We start from the raw sequence: 22,002 nt of genomic DNA, 5'->3' as shown, positions 1-22,002 counted from the left end.
GACGCCCGGCCTTTTTGTGTCAGCTGATGCGCTTACTGCACTTCAACCGCCAGGCTTTCACTGATCTTTTTCTGCCAGATGGCAGGACCGGTGATGTGTACCGATTCGCCTTTGCTATCCACTGCAACGGTCACCGGCATGTCTTTGACCTCGAACTCGTAGATCGCTTCCATGCCCAGTTCGGCGAATGCCACCACGCGGGATTTCTTGATCGCTTGCGCTACCAGGTAAGCCGCGCCGCCGACTGCCATCAGGTAAACGGCTTTGTGGTCCTTGATCGCTTCGATTGCGGTCGGGCCGCGCTCGGATTTGCCGATCATGCCCAACAGGCCGGTTTGCTCGAGGATCTGACGGGTGAACTTGTCCATCCGCGTTGCGGTGGTCGGACCGGCAGGGCCCACCACTTCTTCGCGCACCGGATCAACCGGGCCGACGTAGTAGATGAAGCGACCTTTCAGGTCAACCGGCAAGGTTTCACCCTTGTTCAGCATCTCGACCATGCGCTTGTGCGCGGCGTCGCGACCGGTGAGCATCTTGCCGTTGAGCAGGACGGTTTCGCCCGGCTTCCAGCTCTGTACTTCTTCAGGCGTCAGGGTGTCGAGGTTGACGCGACGGGCCGATGGGCCGGCTTCCCAGACGATTTCCGGGTAGGCGTCCAGCGGTGGCGCTTCCAGCGAGGCCGGGCCTGAACCGTCGAGCACGAAGTGCGCGTGACGGGTGGCGGCGCAGTTGGGGATCATGCACACCGGCAACGAAGCGGCGTGGGTCGGGTAATCCATGATCTTCACATCGAGCACGGTGGTCAGCCCACCCAGGCCCTGGGCGCCGATGCCCAGTTGGTTGACCTTCTCGAACAGCTCCAGGCGCATCTCTTCGATACGGTTCTGTGGGCCGCGTGCCTTGAGCTCGTGAATGTCGATGGATTCCATCAACACTTCCTTGGCCATCACGGCGGCTTTCTCGGCGGTGCCGCCGATGCCGATGCCGAGCATGCCCGGTGGGCACCAGCCGGCACCCATGGTCGGAACGGTTTTCAGCACCCAGTCGACGATCGAGTCGGACGGGTTGAGCATGGCCATCTTCGACTTGTTCTCGGAGCCGCCGCCCTTGGCTGCCACGTCCACTTCCACGGTGTTACCCGGAACGATGGAGTAGTGGATAACGGCCGGGGTGTTGTCCTTGGTGTTTTTACGAGCGCCCGCCGGGTCGGCGAGGATCGAGGCACGCAGGACGTTTTCCGGCAGGTTGTAAGCCCGGCGCACGCCTTCGTTGATCATGTCGTCCAGGCCCATGGTGGCGCCATCCCAACGTACGTCCATGCCCACGCGAACGAAGACGGTGACGATGCCGGTGTCCTGGCAGATCGGGCGGTGGCCAGTGGCGCACATCCGCGAGTTGATCAGGATTTGCGCGATGGAGTCGCGGGCTGCCGGCGATTCTTCGCGCAGGTAGGCCTCGTGCATCGCCTGGATGAAGTCAACGGGGTGGTAGTAGGAAATGAACTGCAGGGCGTCGGCAACGCTCTGTATCAGGTCGTCTTGCTTGATCACGGTCATGAGTCGCGCTCCTCTAAAAGACGGGAACATTCAATAAGGTGCTTGCAGCTTGGGTGCATCGGTCGGTTGCAAGCACCTTTCAAGGCACGCCGGGCATGCTGGCGCGACGCTAAAAAGGCGCGGCAGTATAACGCGCCTCGCCGGCGGGTACACGCGCCAACGGTCAATCGTTGGTCGCATACGCGTGAACCCGATTCCCTGTAGGAGCTGTCGAGTGAAACGAGGCTGCGATCTTTTGATCTTGTTTTTTAAAAGCAAATCAAAAGATCGCAGCCTCGTTTCACTCGACAGCTCCTGCACAGTTCTGCGCAACGTTTGCGGGGGGAGTCAGTCATGGTTCTGACGCCAGTTTTTTGCCCCGAAAATTGGATGGTCATTTGTCAGACACCCCACTAAAGTGGCATTCGGTCTGTAGAGTAGGACACTCGATCAGCCTCCTTTCGCACGGTGAGTCAACGATTGACCCATAACGCCATCCAACGGCTTCTGCTCAAACGCTTTGCCCTCGCAGCCGGCACCTACGCCCTGGCTCTGGTATTGCTGTGGCTGGCTTTTTTTACCGGACATTACGATCAACCGTTGACCAGCGTGGCCGTCGGCAGTGCGCTGGTGGTCATCAGCCAAGCCGCGTTGTTCGCGATGTTTTATAGCGGCTGTAACCTTAAGTGCGCCGATCCGAGCCTGACGGAAGTGCAAGTGTTGATGGGCCTGGGGTGGCAGACATGGCTGATCGCCAATCTGGATGAAGCCCGCGGTTCCTTTCTGGTGTTCTACGTGCTGATCCTGTTGTTCGGCCTGTTTCATCTTTCGCGCCGGGCCTTTTTGCGCTGCACGTTGCTGGTGTTTTTCAGTTTCAGCGCAATCACGCTGTGGGAGGGTTACCACTTCCAGTTGACCGATCCTGCACTGGCCGCGCTTCAGGTATGCGTGCTGTTCATCGTGCTGGTGTGGCTGGAGCTGTATGCCCGTTACGTCCAGGCTTCGCGCCAGCGTATGCGTCAACGTCGATTTGCCTTGCAGGCGCACCAGGACACCCTGCGCGGGATGATGCGCCAGCTCGAAGATCTGGTCGCCACCGACGAACTGACCGGGCTGTTCAATCGCCGCCATTTTCTGCGCCTGGCCTCTCGCGAATTGAACGCCATGGACGCCGGTGTTGTGCACGGCCTGGCCTTGATCGACCTCGACCACTTCAAGCGCATCAACGACATTCATGGCCACGCCGCGGGTGATCAGGTGCTGCAAGCCTTTGCGGCGGTGGCCAGTGCCTGCCTGCGTGAAGGCGATGTGCTGGCCCGTTATGGTGGCGAAGAGTTTGTGGTGCTGCTGCCCGACTGCAATCCCGAGCGGCTGACCTCCTGCTGTGAACGACTGCGCATCGCCTTCACCGACGTCGAGTTGATCGGTCTGAAAGTGGGCAACCTCAGTTTGTCCGCAGGCATGACGCTGCTGGAGCTCGGTGATGATCTGGACGACGCGTTGCAGCGAGCCGATCAGGCGCTTTACCGGGCCAAGCGCGACGGCCGTAATCGTTGCGCGGCGGCGTGGGAGAACGTCGATGCCTGAGTTGCGTGTCGGCGAGCGTCATTGGTCGGTGGCGCCGGGCAGCAACCTGCTCGATGCCCTGAATCAAAACGGCGCGGCCGTGCCCTACAGCTGTCGCGCCGGCAGTTGCCATGCTTGCCTGGTGCAATGCGTTCAAGGAACGCCCGGCGACAACCGCCCCGATGCCTTGAGCGCCGAGCAACGTCAGCAGGGCTGGCGTCTGGCGTGTCAGTGCCAGGTGGTCGAAGACCTGCAGGTGCACACGTTTGATCCGCAGGTGGACGGTCGTCCGGCCAAGGTCGTTGCGGTCGATTGGTTGAGCGCCAGTGTGTTGCGTTTACGCCTGATACCCGAGCGTCCGTTGCGCTACAGCGCCGGGCAGCATCTGGTGTTGTGGGCGGGCAACGTGGCCAGGCCCTATTCCCTGGCCAGTCTGCCGGAAGATGACCGTTTTCTGGAGTTTCACCTCGATTGTCGTCAGCCGGGAGCGTTCAGCGATGCGGCCCGCCAGCTGAAAATCGGCGATCCGATCCGCCTAGGCGAACTGCGCGGCGGGGCGTTGCACTATGACCCGGACTGGCACACCCGGCCCCTGTGGCTGCTGGCCGCCGGCACGGGGTTAGCGCCATTATTCGGCGTGTTGCGCGAAGCGCTGCGTCAGGATCACCAAGGCGCTATACGCGTCATTCACCTGGCCCATGAGGCGAGCGAGCATTACCTCGCCAAACCCCTGCAAGCCATGGCCGATGGGCGTCCCAACCTCAGTGTCGAGTTATGGACTCCGGCCGGGTTGCCGCAGGCATTGGCGCAACTGCGGCTTGTTTCCCGGCAAACCCTGGCCTTAGTCTGCGGAGCCCCCGACAGCGTTGATGCCTTTGCCCGGCGTTTGTACCTGGCCGGATTGCCGCGCAACCAACTGCTGGCGGATGTCTTTGTTCCCCGTGGTTGAGCGCTGATCGTTTAACGACGCGAGACTCGCCATGCCCAATGCCATTGAAGTTGAACGCGAACGCGGTCTGCTGACCCTGCGCCTGAATCGTCCCGAAAAGAAAAACGCCCTGACCCGCGCCATGTACAGCCACTTGGCCGAGGCGCTCAAACAGGCCGATGCCGACCCTGAAATCAACGCCGTGCTGATCACCGGCAGCGCCGAGTGCTTCACCGCCGGCAACGACATCGCCGACTTCATCCAGCAGCCGCCGGGCAACCTCGACAGCCCAGTGTTCCACTTCATGCTCAATTTGCTGGAATGCCGCAAACCGGTGATCGCTGCCGTGGCGGGCGCGGCAGTAGGGATCGGCACGACCATGCTGCTGCATTGCGATCTGGTGTATGTCAGTCGTGATGCGCGGTTGCGTATGCCGTTCGTCAATCTCGGCTTATGCCCGGAGTTCGGCTCCAGCCTGATCCTGCCTCGAATGCTCGGCCATGCCAAAGCGGCAGAGCTGTTGCTGCTGGGAGAAGGTTTCAGTGGTGAACAAGCCGCGCAGTGGGGCATTGCCACCGAGGCGCTGGGCAGTGGCGAAGCGGCATTGGCCAAGGCGCGGGAAATGGCGTTGCGCTTTGAGTCGTTGCCACCGGAAGCGGTGCGCGTCAGCAAGCAATTGATGAAAGCGCCGGACCGGGAATTGTTGCGCAAAGTGATAGAAGAAGAGGGCGCGTTATTCACACAGCGGTTGCGCTCGCCGGAAGCGATGGCGGCGTTGTCGGCCTTTATCAACCGGCACTGACACCGATCGTTCCCACGCTCTGCGTGGGAATGCAGCCCGGGACGCTCTGCGTCCCAAAAGCCGAACGCGGAGCGTCCGTAGAGGCATTCCCACGCAGAGCGTGGGAACGATCATCTTCCGGATCAGAAACCAAAAAGCCCCGCCATTCACATGGCGGGGCTTTTCTATTTCAGCAACCGGTCAATCAGACCATCGGGTCGCCAACGTGCAGGATTTTCATCCCGTTGGTGCCGCCGATGGTGTGGTAGCTGTCGCCCTTGGTCAGGATGACCCAGTCGCCTTGCTGGACTACGCCGCGTTTGAGCAACTCGTCCACCGCGGCCTGGCTGACTTGCTCAGGCGGCAAGGAAGCCGGGTCGAACGGTACGGTGTAGACGCCACGGAACATGGCCGCGCGGGCCTGGGTTTCGCGGTGCGGGGAGAAGGCGTAGATCGGCACCGAAGAACGGATGCGCGACATGATCAACGGCGTGTAGCCACTTTCGGTCAAGGCGATGATCGCCTTCACGCCCGGGAAGTGGTTGGCGGTGTACATGGCCGCCAGCGCGATGCTCTGGTCGCAGCTTTCGAAGACCTTGCCGATGCGGTGGCTGGAGGTCTTGCTGGTCGGGTGCTTTTCAGCGCCGACGCAGATGCGCGCCATCGCCTGCACAGCTTCCAGCGGATACAGACCGGCAGCACTTTCCGCCGACAGCATTACGGCGTCGGTGTAGTCGAGCACGGCGTTGGCCACGTCGGACACTTCAGCGCGAGTCGGCATCGGGTTCTGGATCATCGACTCCATCATCTGGGTCGCAACGATCACAGCCTTGTTGTGGCGGCGTGCGTGCAGAATGATTTTCTTCTGAATGCCCACCAGCTCGGCGTCGCCGATTTCCACACCCAAATCACCACGGGCCACCATGACCGCGTCGGACGCCTGGATCAGCGCGTCGAGGGTTTCATCGTCGGCCACGGCTTCGGCGCGTTCGATCTTCGCCACCAGCCAGGCAGTACCGCCGGCCTCGTCGCGCAGTTGACGGGCGTATTCCATGTCGGCGGCGTCACGCGGGAAAGACACGGCGAGGTAGTCGACTTCCATCTCGGCGGCGAGCTTGATGTCGGCCTTGTCTTTCTCGGTCAGGGCTGGAGCCGTCAGGCCACCGCCGCGACGGTTGATGCCTTTGTGGTCGGACAGCGGGCCGCCGATCAGTACGGTGCAGTTCAGTTCGGTGGCAGTGGCGGTATCGACGCGCATCACCACGCGGCCGTCGTCGAGCAGCAGCTCGTCGCCCACGCCGCAGTCCTTGACCAGGTCCGGGTAGTCGATGCCGACCACTTGCTGGTTGCCTTCGGTCAGAGGATGGCTGGTGGAGAAGGTGAATTGATCACCGATCTTCAGCTCGATCTTCTTGCCGGCGAATTTGGCGATACGGATTTTCGGGCCTTGCAGGTCACCCAGCAGGGCAACGAAGCGCCCGTGCTTGGCGGCGAGGTCCCGCACCAGCTTCGCGCGAGCCTTGTGCTCGTCGGGGGTGCCGTGGGAGAAGTTCAGGCGGGCGACGTCCAGGCCAGCCAGAATCAGCTGTTCGAGAACTTCCGGCGAGTTACTGGCCGGGCCAAGGGTAGCGACGATTTTGGTGCGACGGACGGACATTCAAAGACTCCTGAGTTCAAGCGCTGAGTGAGGCTACTATGGTCTCGGGGTGTAGTCATTGTTCGTTTGCACTACTTTTTGTGAAGAGCTTTGTTATTCGCTTGTTTATTGAAACGAACATTCCTGAAGATTTCACGCACCGGGTCGATACAGAGCTCAAGACAGGAGATTCCCCATGCGATTCGTGCCCATTGCCGCCCTTGCCCTCAGCGTTCTCAGTGTGACGGGGTGCGCCCGTTGGTCGATGAACCACCATTTGAATAACGCCTACAGCGCATACGATCGCGGCAATTGCGAGCAGGTCATGCTCGAACTGTCGAAAGTCGAACGCTCCAGCCGCGCGCGGCCTTATGTGTGGCCGGAAGTGTCGATGATGCGCGGCCAGTGCCTGGAACGACAGAAGCTGTTCATCGATGCGGCGCAGACCTATCAGTTCATCATGGCGTCGTACCCGCAAAGCGAATACGCCTACCGCGCCCGTGCACGTCTGGAAACCTTGCAGAGCCTGGGTCATTACCCGACGCGCGGCGCGGCGACCGTTCGACCGTCCCAGTTCTGATGACGCAGATCATGCAGAGGCTGGCCTGCTGACGTCGGTGAGCTATAGTCCAATGGATCGGTTTTAGAGCCTTGCCTCTAAACCGAGGTCACACCTGTGATCGGCAGGAGTAAGCGTCAGCGGTTTGATGAACTGACGCACCGGGATCGGGTAGAGCGTGCCAGGCTTTGAAAAAAACCGGCCCGTTCCGAAGCATTAGTGCGGCCCTGCTTAAGGGCCTTGCTGGGCCATTTGCGCATGTTCACCGACCGCCGGATCGAGCGGCATCAACTGCCGTATTTTCTGAGAGTGTTCAACAGTGTCACCGACAAACCCATCGGCTTCCTGGGCAACGTGTCCGCAGACGGATTGATGCTTATCAGCCAGTTGCCGATGATGGTGGGCGCCGACTTTGATCTGCGATTAAAAATCCCCGCAGGCAACGGCTGCCAGCAGGTCATCGACCTGACGGCGTGTTGCCTGTGGTGCCATGAAGACACCACGCCGCACCACTACGACGCCGGGTTCAGCCTGCAACGGGCACCGCCGGAGTATGAGCAGTTGATGCAGGCGTTGAAGCAGTATTTCAGCTTCCAGTCGTTGCCAGCTTCGGCCTGACAAGCAAAAGATCGCAGCCTCGTTGCACTCGACAGCTCCTACTGGGATATCGCATACATCCTGTAGGAGCTGTCGAGTGCAACGAGGCTGCGATCTTTTGATCTGGCGCCTTACGTCTCCTTGATTGCCTGCTCGTTATCCAGCGAGCGCTCCACCAGCATCAACCCCAACTCACTCATCCGATAAATCGCCATCGCTAGATGCCGCTGCTTGTCGTCCAGGCTTTCAGCGAGGTCGAGCAGCAGGATGCTGACCGAGGAAAAGGTTTCGTAAGTCTCGATGGTCAGGGCTTCAGTTTTGGCATCAGGGACAACGGTAAACATCTTCATGGAGCGTTCCTCGGTGGTGCGTTCGTTAGCAAGGGACGATTTAATGTTTGATTGAGATAGTGGTTAAGAGCTTTTTGGGCGGCGGCATGAAGTTTTTTTGGATTTAAAATGGCATGCGGCGAGCGTGGAGGCTCGGATGGGACAGGTATAGCCTTTGACATTGGGTTAACTCCTTATGGATCGCTGTTGAATTGCGATAGGAGAACCTTAAATCGGGTTGGCGTTCGCCCGAAGTCAGTCAAGGGCATCACATGTTGTAGGCAGAAGCGCCTGATGATGTAGCCGTTGTACGGCCACATGTAGGACCGGAGTGAATGCAGGCTTTGACCATGACCATGAGCATTAGCCACTGCAAAGCATCGCTTTCTACGGCGTCACTCCTAGCTTTAGGTAAAAGGTTTAGAAAGCTTGAATAGCTACTCTCCTTGGAAGTCACTTGAAATAGATAGTAAGGCCAAAGAAATAAACTCTTGGTTTTGATCCACTGTTTCCAGCGCATCTCTTATGTTACCTGCGACGGCGATGGCGCCTTGCTTCTCAGCCCAGATAGAGAGCTCGTCTATCGCAGCGCTCAAAGCCAATTGGCTGTGGTTGATTTTGTTTAGCAGTGAGGCGATGAGCTGTTTATCGTCCATGATTTATTCCTTACTAACTATTTGGTAAGTCGGATTTTCATTCACCGAGAGCTGTATCAGCAGCGGCTATTCTGTAGTGCCGAGGGCCATTTTCACCTTGTTTATCATTAAGGAACGAGCACCTCAACGTATCGCTATTACATAATTCCTGCCTTCTTCCAACCCAAATACCGCGTCACCAACTCGGCGCCCAACTCCTGGGGCCGAGCATCCACCACCAGCACTCCATGAGCCTTCAACCGCTCATGGAGCTGCGCCCGGTCATTCAAATAGTCCACCGTCCCGCAATAGGTTAGCGCCTCCGGCAAAGTTTGCACGGGCGTGTGCCGTAGATTGTCGAGCAAGTCTTCACGCAGGCTCGCCACCAACACCCGATGCAGTTTGCTCAGGCGTTTGACGGCGGTCAGCAGTTCTTCGTCGTCTTCATCCCGCAGGTTGGTGACCAGTACCACCAGCGCCCGGCGTTTTTGTCGGGCCAGTAGCTGTGTGGCGGCAGCCTGATAGTCGGCGGGGCGTTGTGTGCTGTCGAGGTCGTAGACGGTGTTGAGCAACACGTTGAGCTGGCCCGTGCCTTTGACCGGGGCGAGGTAGTGCGGTTGGTCGCTGGCGAAGGTGCTGAGGCCGACGGCATCACCCTGGCGCAGGGCGATGTAGCTGAGCAACAGGCAGGCGTTGAGTGCGTGATCGAAATGCGCGAGTTCGCCATCCTGGCTGCGCATCCGCCGGCCGCAATCGAGCATGAAGATGATCTGTTGGTCGCGTTCGTCCTGGTACTCGCGGGCGATGGGGGTGCGTTGGCGGGCGGTGGCTTTCCAGTCGATCTGGCGCAGGCTGTCGCCTTCGCGGAATTCGCGCAGTTGATGGAATTCCAGGCCCAGGCCGCGACGTTGTCGTTGGCGCACGCCGAGCTGGCTGAGCCAGTTGTCCACCGCCAGCAGTTCGCCGCCGTAGAGGCGGGCGAAGTCGGGGTAGACGCGGGTGTGGTCGAGCAGGGTGAGCAGGCGTTTGTCGGACCACAGCCCCATGGGGCTCGGCAGGTTGATTTCGCAGTGTTCGAAGCTGAAGTGGCCGCGTTTGAGCGGACGCAGTCGGTAGCCGATCTGGCTCTGTAGACCGGGTTGCAATTCGGCCGACAGGGGAAGGTGTTCAAAGCTCAGGCCGTCAGGGACGTGGTCGAAAATCTGAATGTTCAGTGAGTAAGCAAAGTCATGCTCGACTTCCAGGCGCACTTCGCTCCATCGACCCAGTGCGAGGCTGCCGGGCATTTGTCGCTGGATGCGCGGTGATGGCAGGCGCTTGAGGCGAACGGCGTCGAGAACGGCCAGTGCCAGCAAAGCCAGGAGCAGTCCCCAGTTGATCGACAGCAGGGTGGAAGGCACGTCGTATTCCAGCGCCCGCAAGGTGCCAAGCACAATGCCGATGCCCAGCAGAATCGCGAGCCAGATCAACAGCAAGCGTGACGGTTTCACAAACGCGGCGCCGACACTTGGTCGAGCAGTTGCTTGAGCACCTGATCGACGTCCAGCCCTTCGATGTCCAGCTCCGGGGCAATCCGCACCCGGTGGCGCAGCACCGCGAGGGCGCAGCCTTTGATGTCATCGGGAATCACGAAGTCGCCACCGCGCAGCAGCGCACGGGCGCGAGCGCAACGCACCAGGGCGATGGACGCTCGTGGCCCGGCGCCGAGGGTCAAGCCCGGCCAGGTTCGGGTGGTGCGCGCCAGACGCACGGCGTAATCGAGCACCTGATCGTCCAGCGGCAGATCGCTGGCGATGCGTTGCAAGGCCAGCACGTCCTTGGCTTGCAACACGGTGCGCAACGGTTGCACGTCGAGCATGTCGGCGCGGGTCGAGCGACTGACCTGGCGAACCATGTCCAGCTCTTGCTCGGTGTCGGGGTAATCCATGCGGACCTTGAGCATGAAGCGGTCGAGCTCGGCTTCCGGTAACGGGTAAGTGCCTTCCTGTTCGATGGGGTTCTGCGTGGCAAGGACCATGAACGGTTGCGCGATGGGCAGGGCGCGGCCTTCGAGGGTGACCTGGCGTTCCTGCATGGCTTCGAGCAGCGCAGCCTGGGTTTTCGCCGGGGCGCGGTTGATTTCGTCGGCCAGCAGCAGGTTGGTGAACAGCGGGCCTTTGCGCAATTTGAACTGCTCGGTGTTCAGGTCGTAGACCGCATGCCCGGTGACGTCGCTGGGCATCAGGTCGGGGGTGAACTGGATGCGCGCAAACTCGCCACCGAAGCAACGGGCCAGCGCCCGCACCAGCAATGTCTTGCCCAGCCCCGGCACGCCTTCGAGCAGCACATGGCCGCCTGCGATCAGTGCGGTGAGGACGTCATCGATCACGGTATTCTGGCCGATCACCGCTTTGCGCAATTCAGTTCTGACCGCTTGGGCCAACTGACTGGCGCGCTGGCGTTGCTGGGCGGCGTGGGTCGCGCTGCCAGGCTCGATCTGTTGACTCATAGCGTGTTCCTCAAGGTTTGCAGGTGGGCGACCTGACGGCTGAATTCAGCGCTGGACAGCCGCTGCTTCGGTCGCGGGCTCATGGCCTGGCTGATGGCGCGTGTGGGTTGGCCGGTCAGGCGTGCGAGCACCAGCCATTGTTCGGCGACGCCGAGTTGTTCATAACCGGGGTGGCGGTGACGGACACGGCGCAGGATGTCTTGCTGCAAGGCTTGCAACAGGGTGTGCTGACCGCTGCGGCGCAGGATGAAATCGGCGCTGGCGCGCAGGTGTTCCTGAAGTTGTCGGCGGGCTTTGGGTGCCGGTTCCAGCAGCGGACCATGACGGACCCCGACGCGCCAGATCCCAAGACCGATCAGGGCAATGAGCGCTACCAGTGCCTGGGGGAAGTTGCGCAATAGCAAGGTCGGCAAGCTGTCGTGATCGGTATTGAACAGCAGTGTCACGCTCGTGTCTGCGGTCAGGTACCAGAGCAGCCAGGCGTTGTCATACTGTTCGATGGCCGGGTTTTTCCACAGGTCGGCATCGGTCACCACGGTGATCGAGCCGAGGCCGTGGTTCAGCTGCATCATGTGTGTGGCCTTGGCACTGTTGGCCCAGGCTTGCGCGAGGTTTTTCGGGTCTTCGAGATGGAACGCGGTGTCGAAGCTGGCGTAAGCCGGAGCTGTTTCATCCTCCAGATACAGCTTGGTCAGTTTGGGGTAGGGGTCGTCGAGGACGTCCGGCGGCGGTGCCTTGAGGTCTTTACTCAGCAACTGGTGCAACTGCACGCGATCAAGCAGCAGGTCGTTGCTCTGGCCAGTTTTTTCATCCCACACGGATTGGGCCACAAACAAAAGACGTCCGCCGGCCCGGGTCCAGTTCAACACCTGATCAATCTGGCGCGGCGACATGTTCGCGCGATCGCCGAGCAACAACAGGCTGTGTTGACGTGGATCGAGGATCGGCAAGATGTCGAGGCTGTTGGCGTGACTGACGCTCAAGCCCTGTTGGCGCAGGAAATACTCGGCGGCCAGATACGGATTTGCCTGGGCTTCGGGGGATGGACCGTGATCGATTTCTACCTGATAAGGCGTGGCCTTGAAGTACAGATAGAGGCTCAGCGCGCCAAGCAGCAGGGCGATAAGCGCGCCGCCACCGAACCACAAACGCCGGCTCAACGGACTGCTCCCGGGCCGAACAATGCGCGCCAGCCATCACACAGTTCCTGCTGCAAGTGCGCGGGTGGCAGTCGATGCCCGTAGGCCATGTTTTGCCAGTGCAAGGTCAGGGTTTTGCTGAAAGCGAGCAAGGCTGGTTGATGCAGTTGCGCGACGCGCTGCAGCACTTCGCCTTCGGTGTCGGCCGCTTTTAGCGCCATGTTGTGCTCATGCAACAGGTGGCTGAGCAGGGCGCGATACAGCAACCCGAGGGCGGCGCGCGGGTTGTCCGGCCAGAGACTTTCGGCGCTGGCTGCAATGTCGGCGGGCAGGGTTTCGCGATTCAACTCCAGGCCGAAAGCGCGTTGCGGCACGGCACGCGCAACCCGGCGGTTTATCTGTGGTCGACGGCTGACGAACGTCTGCAACCAGTCGCGGTAACGCCAGATCAGCAAACCGACGGCCCCCATCACGGCGCCCCACAGCAGCACTTCGATCAGGTTGGCGAGAAAACCGAAACGCTGGCTGTCGAACAGACTGGCCAGCGCTTTCAACCAGTCAGGTGTCTTGCCGTCGTTCGGGTTTTGGCGGCCAGGTTCGTCTTCGCCAAATCGATAGCGGGTGACCGTTTCCTTATTCTTGAACGGGGGCTGGGCGAGGAGGGTTTTGATGCTGTCTTTGGAGGCCTGGCTGGTCAGCGGTTGATCCAGCAGGCGCGGGCTGTCCGGCGTAATAGCCGGCTCGTCGGCCCAGACGTTCTGTGCAGCCGGCACCAGCATCATCGCGGCCAGCAGCAATGTGACTGCCGTACTCATGAGGCGTTGGCGCAGTCGGCGGAACACCAGTTCGATGTCCCAGGCTTCCAGCGACGTGCGTCGATTCAGGTAAAGGCTGAAACCACAGGCCACATAAACCGGCTCCCAGACAATCAGCACCAGCACGTAAAAGGTATTGGTCAGGTGCTCCAGCCATCGCCATTCCTGCACGGCGGCGGTAATCAGGGTTTGCCATCCCCAGTCCAGTTCGACCTGTTGTGGCAGGAGCATGTAGAACAGCACCAGCAAACCAATCCACAGCGCACTTTCCAGGTGCACGCCAATAATCGTCAACCATTGCGCGGCGCCAGCGTTGCGCTGCAGCAGCACGCTTAAACGTTGTTGGCGTGCTTCGCCCCCCAGGCCTTCGAGTTGCACCACCGGCATCAGAAAACTGCGGCTCAGGCTTAGCCGTCGCCAGGTCAGGCTGGCGAGCAATTGTGGTTTGAGCAGGCGCGGCCACTGGCGCAGCGCCTGTTTCAAGGTCGGCGTTTCACCGAACATTGCGCTCGACAGGATGTACAACGGCAGTCGTTCGAAGGCCGGTTTGAGCCACCAGAAGATGAACAGCGCGAGGGACGGTGAATCCCACAGAAACACGGTGAGCAGGGCGAAGACCGGCAAGGTGACGATGGCCCAGCTGGTCATCAGCAAGCGTCGATGGCGCTGGCTCAACAGGACGCCCAGGTCCATGGCTTCCCATGTCGAGCGGGGGCGGATCACGACCGTGGCGTCACTCAGGCGCATGGCGGGTCCGTCCGGCAAACAGCAGATACGTCGCCATCAACACCCATAGCGCCGCGCCGACCAGGTATTTGGTCATGGGGGCCGGCGCGGTCATTGATGACCAGTACGCTTCGATAAACGCCGCAATCAATAGAAACAGCATGACGCCGCAGATCAGCAACACGCTTTTGCGCGCCGCCAGTCGCAATGCTTCGGCGCGGGGCAGGCGTCCCGGTGCAATCAAGGCCCAGCCCAGTTGCAGGCCGGCGGCACCGGCCAGGGCGATGGCGCTCAGTTCGAAGGCACCGTGCCCGATGACGAACGACCAGAAGGTTTGCCCATAGCCGATGTGCGTCAAATGCCCGGCCACGGCCCCGATCATCAGCCCATTGAAGAACAGGAAAAACACGCTGCCCAGGCCAAACAGTATTCCGCTGGCGAAGGTCTGAAAGGCGATGCCGATGTTGTGCATGATGTAGTAACCGAACATCACCCAGTCTTCACTGGCCGCACGCTGCGCCGAACGGCCCAGATGGCCGGCGACGGGGTCGTACATGCTTTGCATCTCGCTGACCTGCTCAGCCGGGATCAGGTTGTAGACGAGGTCCGGGAACAGATACACCAACAGCGCGAAGCCGATCAGGCTGCCGAAAAACATCAGGCCAGCGGCGAGTACGAAGCGCCATTGCTCGCGCACCAGTCGCGGGAAATCGGCCAGGATGAAGCCCAGGACGTTGGCGCCCAGTCGACTGCGATGCCGATACAGTTGCTGATGCCCGCGCAGCACCTGTTGCTGCAACGAGTCGATCAGGAAACTGCTGTAGCCGCGTTCCTGAGCCAGCGCCAACTGGTGGCAAAGGCGTCGATAGTCTTTGGGGAAGCTGGCGATTCGGGTGGTTTCCTTGCCACGCTCCAATTGCTCGAGCATCAGCGAAAACTGCGTCCATTCGGCCTGGTGACGATTTTCGAAAAGACTCTGCTTCATGCCGGACCCAACAAACCACGGGCAATGCCATTGAGTTCGGCCACGGCCCGCGGCTCCGACACCTGCAACGGCTGGGCGAGGATGGACGCCAGTTCATTGACCCGTGCCGCCGAGAGTTCGCCTTGGCGCTCGGCGAAACCGAGGATGGCGCGTTGCTCGATCAGCGTCAGTGCAAACGCCGGGCGTAGGGGAGGCGCATCCGGCAGTTGCGGACGGGCAAGCGGTTGCTCGCGGTAAATCACCAGCGTGCCGGCGGCCAGGTCTCCGAGGCGTTTGAAGGTGGGATGTTGCAGGCAGCAGATGGCCCCGAGGAAATAGCCGAAGGGGAGCAGGTCGACGAATCGCAACAGGTTGCGCAGCAGCGAAGCGGACCAGCCGACCGGCGTGCCGTCGTCGTGCACCACGCGCAATCCCATCCATTGTTTGCCCGGTGAGCGACCCTGGTTGAGTACTTCGAACAGCACCATGTACCACCAGCTCACCGCGAACAACAGAATCGAGCCAAGCCCTGCGCCGAGTTTTCCCAGAAACGCCAACACGACAAACAGGATGCCGAGGATCAGTCCGCGCAGGCCCAGGTCGATGGCGAAGGCCAGCGCACGGACCATCAACCCGGCCGGGCGCAGTGGCAAGTCGATGCCTTCGGGCGTTTCGACCTGATACCGCGTGTCCAGTGGCGGGGACAGCGTCGCTTTCCTTTGCAGTGCTGTGGTCTCGAGCATGGGCAACCTTATGTGACCTGTTCGGGATTCGATGTTCGTCCGATGCTAGCAGCCTCTCGGGGGGAAACGACATAACTATGTATTGCACGGTAAGTAGGCAGAGGTGATTGAATGACAAGATTACTGGCCGGGGCGGGATGTGAACGCCTAGACTTTGCCGATCTTCAGTTCAGGAACAGCCCGTGACCTCGATCTTCTGGTACGACTACGAAACCACTGGCATCAATCCGCGATGCGACCGCCCGCTGCAGGTGGCGGGGATTCGCACCGACTTCGATCTCAATGAAATAGACGAACCGGTCAACCTCTTTTGCCAGCCCAGTGAAGACATCCTGCCGCATCCGGCCGCCTGCGCGATCACCGGCATTACCCCAGGCCAGTTGGCCGAACAGGGTTTGCGCGAAGCCGACTTCATGACCCGGGTGCACGCACAGCTCGCTGCACCGGGGACGTGCGGGGCGGGGTACAACACGCTGCGTTTCGACGACGAGATGACGCGTTATAGCCTGTATCGTAATTTTTTCGACCCGTATGCCCGTGAGTGGCAGGGCGGTAACAGTCGCTGGGACCTGATCGACGTGGTGCGGGCGGCGTATGCGTTGCGCCCCGACGGCATCGTCTGGCCAACCGATGAGGAAGGGCGGGTCACCCTCAAGCTTGAACGACTGACCGCTGCCAATGGCATTGACCACGGCAGTGCCCACGAGGCGTTATCGGACGTTCGCGCCACCATCGCGCTGGCGCGCCTGATTCGTGAAAAGCAGCCGAAGTTGTATGACTGGCTGTTTCAGTTGCGCGGCAAACAAAAGGTCATGGACCAGATTCGCCTGTTGCAGCCGATGGTGCATATCTCCGGGCGTTTCTCGGCCGCGCGAAGTTACGTCGGTGTGGTGTTGCCGCTGGCCTGGCATCCACGCAACAAGAACGCATTGATTGTCTGTGACCTGCACCTCGATCCCCAGGGGTTGCTCGATCTGGATGCCGACGCCTTGCGTCAGCGGCTGTATACCCGTCGCGATGACCTGGCCGAAGGTGAACTGCCGGTACCGCTCAAGCTCATCCATATCAACAAGTGCCCGGTGGTGGCGCCGTTGTCGGTGCTGCGTCCAGACGATCAACAGCGCCTGGGGCTGGACATGGCGCTTTATCAGGAGCGCGTGCTGCGGCTAAGTGACGCACAACAGGTTTGGCGGGATAAGTTACTGGCGATTTATGCCGGCGAAGACTTCACGCAGAGCCAGGACCCCGAACAACAGTTATACGATGGTTTTATCGGTGATCGGGATCGGCGTCTATGCGAGCAAGTCCGAGCGGCCGACCCTGTCCAATTATCACAAGAGCAATGGCCTTTCGATGACGAACGTTTGCCTGAATTGTTGTTTCGTTATCGCGCACGTAACTTCCCTGATACGTTGAATTTCGAGGAGCAAGAGCGCTGGCGAATATTCTGTCAGCAACGTCTGTCAGATCCTGAGTGGGGGGCGCCAAATACGCTGCAAACTTTCATGGAGGCTGCTGCCCAATTGGCAATTACCGCTACATCGTTTCAGCGGGAGGTGCTCAATGAATGGCAGAATTATGTCCAGGGATTACGCAAACGTTTAAATCTTTGAAAACGAAAAGACCGCAGCCTGAATTGCGGACATAAAAAAACGCCAGCATCTGCTGGCGTTATTTTTTGTCGCGGATAAGTCTTTGACAAACTCTGCGGCTTAGCCCAGCAGAGTAGCCCAACCTTCCACCACGTCACCGCCCCACTTGGCTTTCCACTCTTTCAGAGTCTTGTGGTTGCCACCTTTGGTTTCGATGACTTCGCCGTTGTGCGGGTTTTTGTATTGCTTAACTTTACGGGCACGTTTGGTGCCAGTAGTTTTTACTGCGCCACCGCGTGGAGCCTTGGTTTTGGATTCTGGATCCAACAGCGCGATGATGTCACGCAGGGACTTGGAGTATTCGCCCATCAGGGTGCGCAGTTTGCCTTCGAATTCCAGCTCGGTTTGCAGTTTGTCGTCTTGGGACAGGTTCTTCAAACGGGCTTGCAGCTCTTTGATAGCTTCTTCGGTGGCGCGGTATTCGTTGATCAAGGACATGGGGACTACCTTATGTTTAGCGCTGGATGGCAGGTGACAGTGCCGCAATAATAGTCAGGGTGTTTCATCAAGTAAACATTTAACCGGTGTTTTACTTAAATTAGTTGCGGGGATTAGGACGCGAGTTTCAGGTGCAGTTAAAAGTGTGATGCGGTCATCACAGATATTCACAATTGTGCTCTTGAAGAGTGCGTGCAAGAACACCATCGCGCGGGCAGGCGAAGGGCTGATTGAACCTGTTCCACTGGCCTGCGTACGCGAACGTGTCATCAATACTGCAGTTTTGCTGCGCAATCGCTAGAATGGCCGCCTTTGCGAAGTTCTGGAGTTTTACCCTCATGCGCACTTTTCGGCTGGTGATTGCTTGCCCGGACCGCGTCGGCATCGTTGCTAAAGTCAGTAACTTTCTGGCGTCACATAACGGCTGGATCACGGAAGCGAGCCATCACTCTGACAATCAGAACGGCTGGTTCTTCATGCGTCACGAGATTCGTGCCGATTCGTTGCCTTTCGGTATCGAAGCCTTTCGCGAAGCGTTCGCACCGATTGCCCAAGAGTTCTCGATGAACTGGCGCATCACCGATACCGCGCAGAAGAAGCGCGTGGTGTTGATGGCCAGCCGTGAATCCCACTGCCTGGCGGACTTGCTGCACCGCTGGCACAGCGATGAACTGGACTGCGAAATCTCCTGCGTCATTTCCAACCATGACGACTTGCGCAGCATGGTCGAGTGGCACGGCATTCCTTATTACCACGTACCGGTCAATCCGCAGGACAAGGAACCGGCCTTCGTCGAAGTCTCGCGCCTGGTCAAACAGCATGACGCTGAAGTGGTGGTACTTGCCCGTTACATGCAAATCCTGCCGCCTGAGTTGTGCCGTGAATATGCGCACAAGGTCATCAATATTCACCACAGCTTCCTGCCGTCGTTCGTTGGGGCCAAGCCGTATCACCAGGCTTCCATGCGTGGCGTGAAGTTGATCGGCGCGACGTGCCACTACGTGACCGAAGAACTGGACGCCGGTCCGATCATCGAGCAGGACGTGGTACGTGTCAGCCACAGTGACAGCATCGAAGACATGGTGCGGTTCGGCCGTGACGTCGAGAAAATGGTGCTGGCCCGCGGTCTGCGTTATCACCTGGAAGATCGGGTTCTGGTACACGGCAACAAAACCGTGGTCTTCTGACCGCCACACAATACGGTTGAAATTCGAAGGGCCTGGGCGTTCAATCGCTTCAGGCCCTTCGCCGTTTCAGCACTGAGGACATGACCATGACCATGGCCGATCCACTCGACAAAGCCACTTCCAAGGCTCCCGCCACATTGGGAGAAGGGTGTTTGAGTCGCTACGACCCGGATGACATGAGCCCCGAAGACGGCACGGAGTTTCCCGGTGCCGCCGAGTTGTGGGAGCAATTGCAACAAGAAGCCGAAGACACGCCTAAGCCTGCTTGAACCTCATCAGCTTCTTCAGCAGCGGTCGGCCCAACATCAGCAAAAACACCGGGCCACCCACCACCAGGTAAAAGTAATAAGTGACCGCACGCCAGATCAGAATGGCCGCCGCCGCGGTGGACTTGCCCACCATCGGCGCCAACAGCGCCGCCGACGTTAATTCCGCTGCACCGGCCCCGCCCGGCAGCAGGCTGAACTGCCCCGCACTCAGCGACAGCATCTGGATCAGAAAGCACCAGGCCCACTGCAAATCCGCGCCGAGTCCGCGCAACGCCAGATACAGCACGCTGTAACGCAGGAGCCAATGCACGCAGGTCAGGGCAAACACTTTGATCAGCGTCTGCCACGGCAACTTCAACGTGTCAGTGAACGCCGCCAGGAAGTGCAGGAGTTTTCGCGCCCAGCGCAGGCGTGTGGTGCCTTTGACATTCAGGCGGACGAGCAACCGCCCGCTCAGTCGAATCAGTGGTCGATGGTAGCGGGCGACCATCAGGCAGCTGAACAGCCCGCCGAACATCGAGATGGCGCTGACGGTCAGCAGCCACTCCAGGCGTTCGCTGAGGTGCTGGAACAGCGCGTAAATCAGAATCGCGCTCAATGCACAGAGGAAAAACAGCAGGTCGCTCAGTTGATCCATGGCGAACACGGCGCTGCCCCTTGCCGGCCGCACGCCGTTACGCGCCAGCAGCGCCATGATGGTCAGCGGTCCGCCGCTGCCGCCGGGGGTGGCGCAATAGGCAAACTCCGCCGCCATGACCACGCCCAGGCTTCTGATCTTTGTGACCTTGTCGCATTGATCGCCCAGCAACAGGCGCAAGCGCAGGGTGTTGACCCCCCAGCACAGAAAGATCATGCCGAACATGATCAGCAATTCATTCAACGGGAAGTTTTGCAGGCGCGACCATGTCTGGTTGCCGCCGAGCAACAATGGAATCAGCACTGCGGCAAGCAGGGCGAGAAACAGCAGAATCCCGCGACTCATGCGACGCGACCGATACGATCACTTTGCAACGAGAGCCATTGGGCTTTGGTCATCGGCACGCGCCCCTCATCCAGCAGGCGCTTGAGGGTCTGCAGCCAATAATTACGTGAAAACGGGTGGCGCATGTCCACCGGATGCACGCCGAGTCGAATCACGGGCGCTTGCCGCCATTGCTGCGCGCGTTGGTCGCTGAGAACTTTTGACAAGCCTCGACGCCAGGCGCTGCGCGCACTCCAGACCAGACCGGGAGCATCGATGGCAGTGAAATCCGGCAGGCGATAGAGATGCTGTGGATCGCTGGTGTACTTGAGGGGTAACTGGCGCAGCGCCTGACGAGTGCCTTCGCTCATCAGCCACGCCGGGGCGACAAAGCCTTCCAGCGGCCATTGATAGCGATGGAATACCTCGATTCCCGCGCGCAGACGGGCGAGGGCGGCGGCTTGCGACAGGCTGTAAAACTCGCCTTCGTGGGTATAGATCCTGCGCATGAACCAGTCTCTGGGGTTGCCGGGGGATGGGCCTTCGTCGCAATGAAAGTAGCCGTGCAATGCCAGCTCGTCACCTCGGGCGACTCGGTGGGTGAGCAAGCGCCTGAAGCCTGGATGGGCGTCGAGATTGTTATGCCTGTGAAAGTCGGGCACCACAAGCCAGGTCATCGGCACCTTGCCCAAGGCATCGACGGCTTCGACAAAAGGTTGGTAGTCGGTCCAGGTTTGCGGCGCGACGTCGTGCAGCACGAGTAGCAGGCTGGGCGGGTTCATGGGTTCAACCATTGGCGGTCAGCGGCCATTGGCTGCCGAGAACTGCGTGATAGTGGCCCAACAGACTGTTGACCACGGTGTCCCAGGCGTAATGCTGTTCGACATGACTGCGGGCACGTTTGCCCAGCGCAGCGCTGCCCTGGCTGAACAGTTCGCGCACAGCGTTGGCCATCGCCTGAGGATTGTTAGGCGTGCACAGCAAGCCGCAAGCGTCGGTAACGATTTCCCGAAAGGCCCCGGCGGCGACCGCTACGACCGGAATACCGCTGGCCATGGCTTCGAGAATCACCAGGCCGAAGGTTTCCTGATCGCCGGCATGCAGCAGCGCATCGGCGCTGGCCATCAAGCGCGCGACTTGCGTGGCCGGGCAGAATTCGTCGACGACGGTCACGTTGTCCGGCACCACGGCGGGCATCGAGGAACCGACCAGAAGCAGGTGATAACGAGGCCCCAGGCGCTTCATGCACGCCAGCAGGACCGGCAGGTTTTTTTCCTTGGAGCCACGGCCGGCGAAGATCAGCAGATGGGTGTCTTCATCGATGCCCAATTCGGCGCGCAGGCCGGGGTCCCTGGCGCCGGGATTGAAGGTCTGTAGGTCGACGCCCAAGGGCTGCACGAACACATTCTTCACGCCCAGGCCGATCAACTTGTCAGCCATGACCTGGCTTGGCGCCAGGACCCGGTCGAAGTTGCCATACAGTTTGCTGACGTAGGCTTCGACATTGGGGGTCACCCAATTGCCCATTCGATTTCTGGCCAGCAACGGCAGGTCCGAGTGGTAGAAACCGATCACCGGCACGTCCAGTTGCCGACGGGCATCCAGCGCCGCCCACGCCGTCAGGTACGGATCGCCGACTTCGATCAGATCGGGCTGCAAGACTTGCAAGACATTTCGCCATGGGGCCAGGCGGAGGGGGAAGCGATAACCCTTGCCGAAGGGCAGGGCCGGAGCCGGAACCTTGTAAACGCCATCCTGTTCACTCAAATGAGCGCCCGGGATCAGCAGACTGTGGCGAATACCCGGCTTGATGCTCAGGCGCCGGTGCTTGGCATCCAGATACGTGCGCACGCCACCGCTGGCCGGGGCGTAGAACATGGTTATGTCCGCGATATGCACAATGAGCATCCCTCCGGTCCGTTGTTCTCCCTTGGTTGACCTTAATGAAGGATAGATGTTCGTTTGGGGTTTTGTGGCGTGGGGACCGGCGAGGTTTTTGCGGTGTATTACAGACCGCTATCGCGGGCAAGCCCGCGATGAGGTCAGTGAGAGCG

21 protein-coding genes and 1 pseudogene are annotated in these 22,002 nt (G+C 60.0%); 8 read left to right on the top strand and 14 right to left on the bottom strand.

Features of this window, described 5'->3' with window-relative positions; translation table 11 throughout:
* Positions 1-32: 32 nt before the first annotated feature.
* Positions 33-1,556: a fumarate hydratase gene (locus K5K95_RS02170; RefSeq protein WP_222588203.1), complete on the bottom strand. Its 1,524-nt coding sequence runs from the start codon at positions 1,554-1,556 to the stop codon at positions 33-35.
* A gap of 459 nt (positions 1,557-2,015) precedes the next feature.
* Between K5K95_RS02170 and K5K95_RS02165 the strand changes: the two genes are divergently transcribed.
* Genes K5K95_RS02165 through K5K95_RS02155 form a run of 3 tightly spaced genes read left to right on the top strand, consistent with a single transcriptional unit; the run spans position 2,016 to position 4,831 of the window.
* Positions 2,016-3,122, top strand: a complete 1,107-nt coding sequence (locus tag K5K95_RS02165; protein ID WP_222588202.1) for a GGDEF domain-containing protein — start codon at positions 2,016-2,018, stop codon at positions 3,120-3,122.
* Positions 3,115-4,050: an iron-sulfur-binding ferredoxin reductase gene (locus tag K5K95_RS02160; protein WP_222588201.1), complete on the top strand. Its 936-nt coding sequence runs from the start codon at positions 3,115-3,117 to the stop codon at positions 4,048-4,050. Before K5K95_RS02165 ends, K5K95_RS02160 begins: the two co-directional genes overlap by 8 nt.
* Positions 4,051-4,081: 31 nt before the next feature.
* The gene (locus tag K5K95_RS02155; RefSeq protein ID WP_222588200.1) at positions 4,082-4,831 is read left to right on the top strand and encodes an enoyl-CoA hydratase-related protein; all 750 of its coding nucleotides are present in this window, start codon (positions 4,082-4,084) and stop codon (positions 4,829-4,831) included.
* A 184-nt stretch (positions 4,832-5,015) separates the two neighbouring features.
* On the opposite strand, the gene pyk is transcribed toward K5K95_RS02155, so the two are convergent.
* Positions 5,016-6,467 (bottom strand): pyruvate kinase, encoded by a 1,452-nt coding sequence (pyk, locus tag K5K95_RS02150; RefSeq protein ID WP_090187526.1) that lies wholly within the window; start codon positions 6,465-6,467, stop codon positions 5,016-5,018.
* Between the two features lie 175 nt (positions 6,468-6,642).
* On the opposite strand from pyk, the gene K5K95_RS02145 reads away from it, so the two are divergent.
* Positions 6,643-7,026, top strand: a complete 384-nt coding sequence (locus tag K5K95_RS02145) for a tetratricopeptide repeat protein (RefSeq protein WP_222588199.1) — start codon at positions 6,643-6,645, stop codon at positions 7,024-7,026.
* Positions 7,027-7,263: 237 nt separating this feature from the next.
* Entirely contained in the window at positions 7,264-7,623 is a 360-nt protein-coding gene (locus K5K95_RS02140) for a PilZ domain-containing protein (protein WP_222588198.1), read from the top strand.
* Positions 7,624-7,733: 110 nt separating this feature from the next.
* Here the strand turns inward: K5K95_RS02140 and K5K95_RS32965 are convergent.
* The 8 genes and pseudogenes from K5K95_RS32965 to K5K95_RS02100 all read right to left on the bottom strand — a co-directional run bounded on the left by K5K95_RS32965 (position 7,734) and on the right by K5K95_RS02100 (position 15,441).
* A pseudogene (locus K5K95_RS32965) lies at positions 7,734-8,113 on the bottom strand (DUF6124 family protein).
* A gap of 255 nt (positions 8,114-8,368) precedes the next feature.
* Complete coding sequence (locus K5K95_RS02130; protein WP_222588196.1) at positions 8,369-8,587, bottom strand: hypothetical protein; 219 nt, start codon at positions 8,585-8,587, stop codon at positions 8,369-8,371.
* A gap of 137 nt (positions 8,588-8,724) precedes the next feature.
* The gene (locus K5K95_RS02125) at positions 8,725-10,056 is read right to left on the bottom strand and encodes a DUF58 domain-containing protein (protein ID WP_222588195.1); all 1,332 of its coding nucleotides are present in this window, start codon (positions 10,054-10,056) and stop codon (positions 8,725-8,727) included.
* A complete protein-coding gene (locus K5K95_RS02120; RefSeq protein WP_090187506.1) occupies positions 10,053-11,054 on the bottom strand; it encodes an AAA family ATPase in 1,002 nt (333 codons plus the stop codon). Before K5K95_RS02120 ends, K5K95_RS02125 begins: the two co-directional genes overlap by 4 nt.
* Positions 11,051-12,214, bottom strand: coding sequence for a DUF4350 domain-containing protein (locus K5K95_RS02115; protein WP_222588194.1), 1,164 nt, complete (start codon positions 12,212-12,214; stop codon positions 11,051-11,053). The genes K5K95_RS02120 and K5K95_RS02115 overlap by 4 nt, the downstream gene beginning before the upstream one ends.
* Positions 12,211-13,755, bottom strand: a complete 1,545-nt coding sequence (locus K5K95_RS02110; protein ID WP_222588193.1) for a DUF4129 domain-containing protein — start codon at positions 13,753-13,755, stop codon at positions 12,211-12,213. The genes K5K95_RS02115 and K5K95_RS02110 overlap by 4 nt, the downstream gene beginning before the upstream one ends.
* Entirely contained in the window at positions 13,742-14,719 is a 978-nt protein-coding gene (locus tag K5K95_RS02105; protein WP_222588192.1) for a stage II sporulation protein M, read from the bottom strand. The genes K5K95_RS02110 and K5K95_RS02105 overlap by 14 nt, the downstream gene beginning before the upstream one ends.
* The gene (locus K5K95_RS02100; RefSeq protein ID WP_222588191.1) at positions 14,716-15,441 is read right to left on the bottom strand and encodes an RDD family protein; all 726 of its coding nucleotides are present in this window, start codon (positions 15,439-15,441) and stop codon (positions 14,716-14,718) included. Before K5K95_RS02100 ends, K5K95_RS02105 begins: the two co-directional genes overlap by 4 nt.
* Before the next feature lie 182 nt (positions 15,442-15,623).
* On the opposite strand from K5K95_RS02100, the gene sbcB reads away from it, so the two are divergent.
* Positions 15,624-17,054, top strand: coding sequence for an exodeoxyribonuclease I (gene sbcB, locus K5K95_RS02095; protein WP_222588190.1), 1,431 nt, complete (start codon positions 15,624-15,626; stop codon positions 17,052-17,054).
* Between the two features lie 99 nt (positions 17,055-17,153).
* Here sbcB and mvaT read toward each other — a convergent pair whose 3' ends face one another.
* Complete coding sequence (gene mvaT, locus K5K95_RS02090) at positions 17,154-17,531, bottom strand: histone-like nucleoid-structuring protein MvaT (RefSeq protein WP_007933316.1); 378 nt, start codon at positions 17,529-17,531, stop codon at positions 17,154-17,156.
* A 338-nt stretch (positions 17,532-17,869) separates the two neighbouring features.
* Between mvaT and purU the strand changes: the two genes are divergently transcribed.
* Both purU and K5K95_RS02080 read left to right on the top strand, forming a co-directional pair.
* Complete coding sequence (purU, locus tag K5K95_RS02085) at positions 17,870-18,718, top strand: formyltetrahydrofolate deformylase (RefSeq protein WP_222588189.1); 849 nt, start codon at positions 17,870-17,872, stop codon at positions 18,716-18,718.
* A gap of 86 nt (positions 18,719-18,804) precedes the next feature.
* On the top strand, positions 18,805-18,987 hold the full coding sequence (locus K5K95_RS02080) for a hypothetical protein (protein ID WP_222590503.1): 183 nt from the start codon (positions 18,805-18,807) through the stop codon (positions 18,985-18,987).
* Here K5K95_RS02080 and K5K95_RS02075 read toward each other — a convergent pair.
* Genes K5K95_RS02075 through K5K95_RS02065 form a run of 3 tightly spaced genes read right to left on the bottom strand, consistent with a single transcriptional unit; the run spans position 18,974 to position 21,856 of the window.
* Positions 18,974-19,969 (bottom strand): YbhN family protein, encoded by a 996-nt coding sequence (locus tag K5K95_RS02075; protein WP_222588188.1) that lies wholly within the window; start codon positions 19,967-19,969, stop codon positions 18,974-18,976. The two genes, K5K95_RS02080 and K5K95_RS02075, sit on opposite strands and share 14 nt — an antisense overlap.
* Entirely contained in the window at positions 19,966-20,742 is a 777-nt protein-coding gene (locus K5K95_RS02070) for a DUF2334 domain-containing protein (protein WP_222588187.1), read from the bottom strand. Before K5K95_RS02070 ends, K5K95_RS02075 begins: the two co-directional genes overlap by 4 nt.
* Entirely contained in the window at positions 20,735-21,856 is a 1,122-nt protein-coding gene (locus tag K5K95_RS02065) for a glycosyltransferase family 4 protein (protein WP_222588186.1), read from the bottom strand. Before K5K95_RS02065 ends, K5K95_RS02070 begins: the two co-directional genes overlap by 8 nt.
* Positions 21,857-22,002: the final 146 nt, after the last annotated feature.

This window comes from Pseudomonas sp. DR48 (assembly GCF_019823085.1).
Taxonomy (GTDB): Bacteria; Pseudomonadota; Gammaproteobacteria; order Pseudomonadales; family Pseudomonadaceae; genus Aquipseudomonas.
The sequence above is the reverse complement of the archived record's forward strand: the minus strand, read 5'-3'. Positions and strand labels throughout refer to the sequence as shown.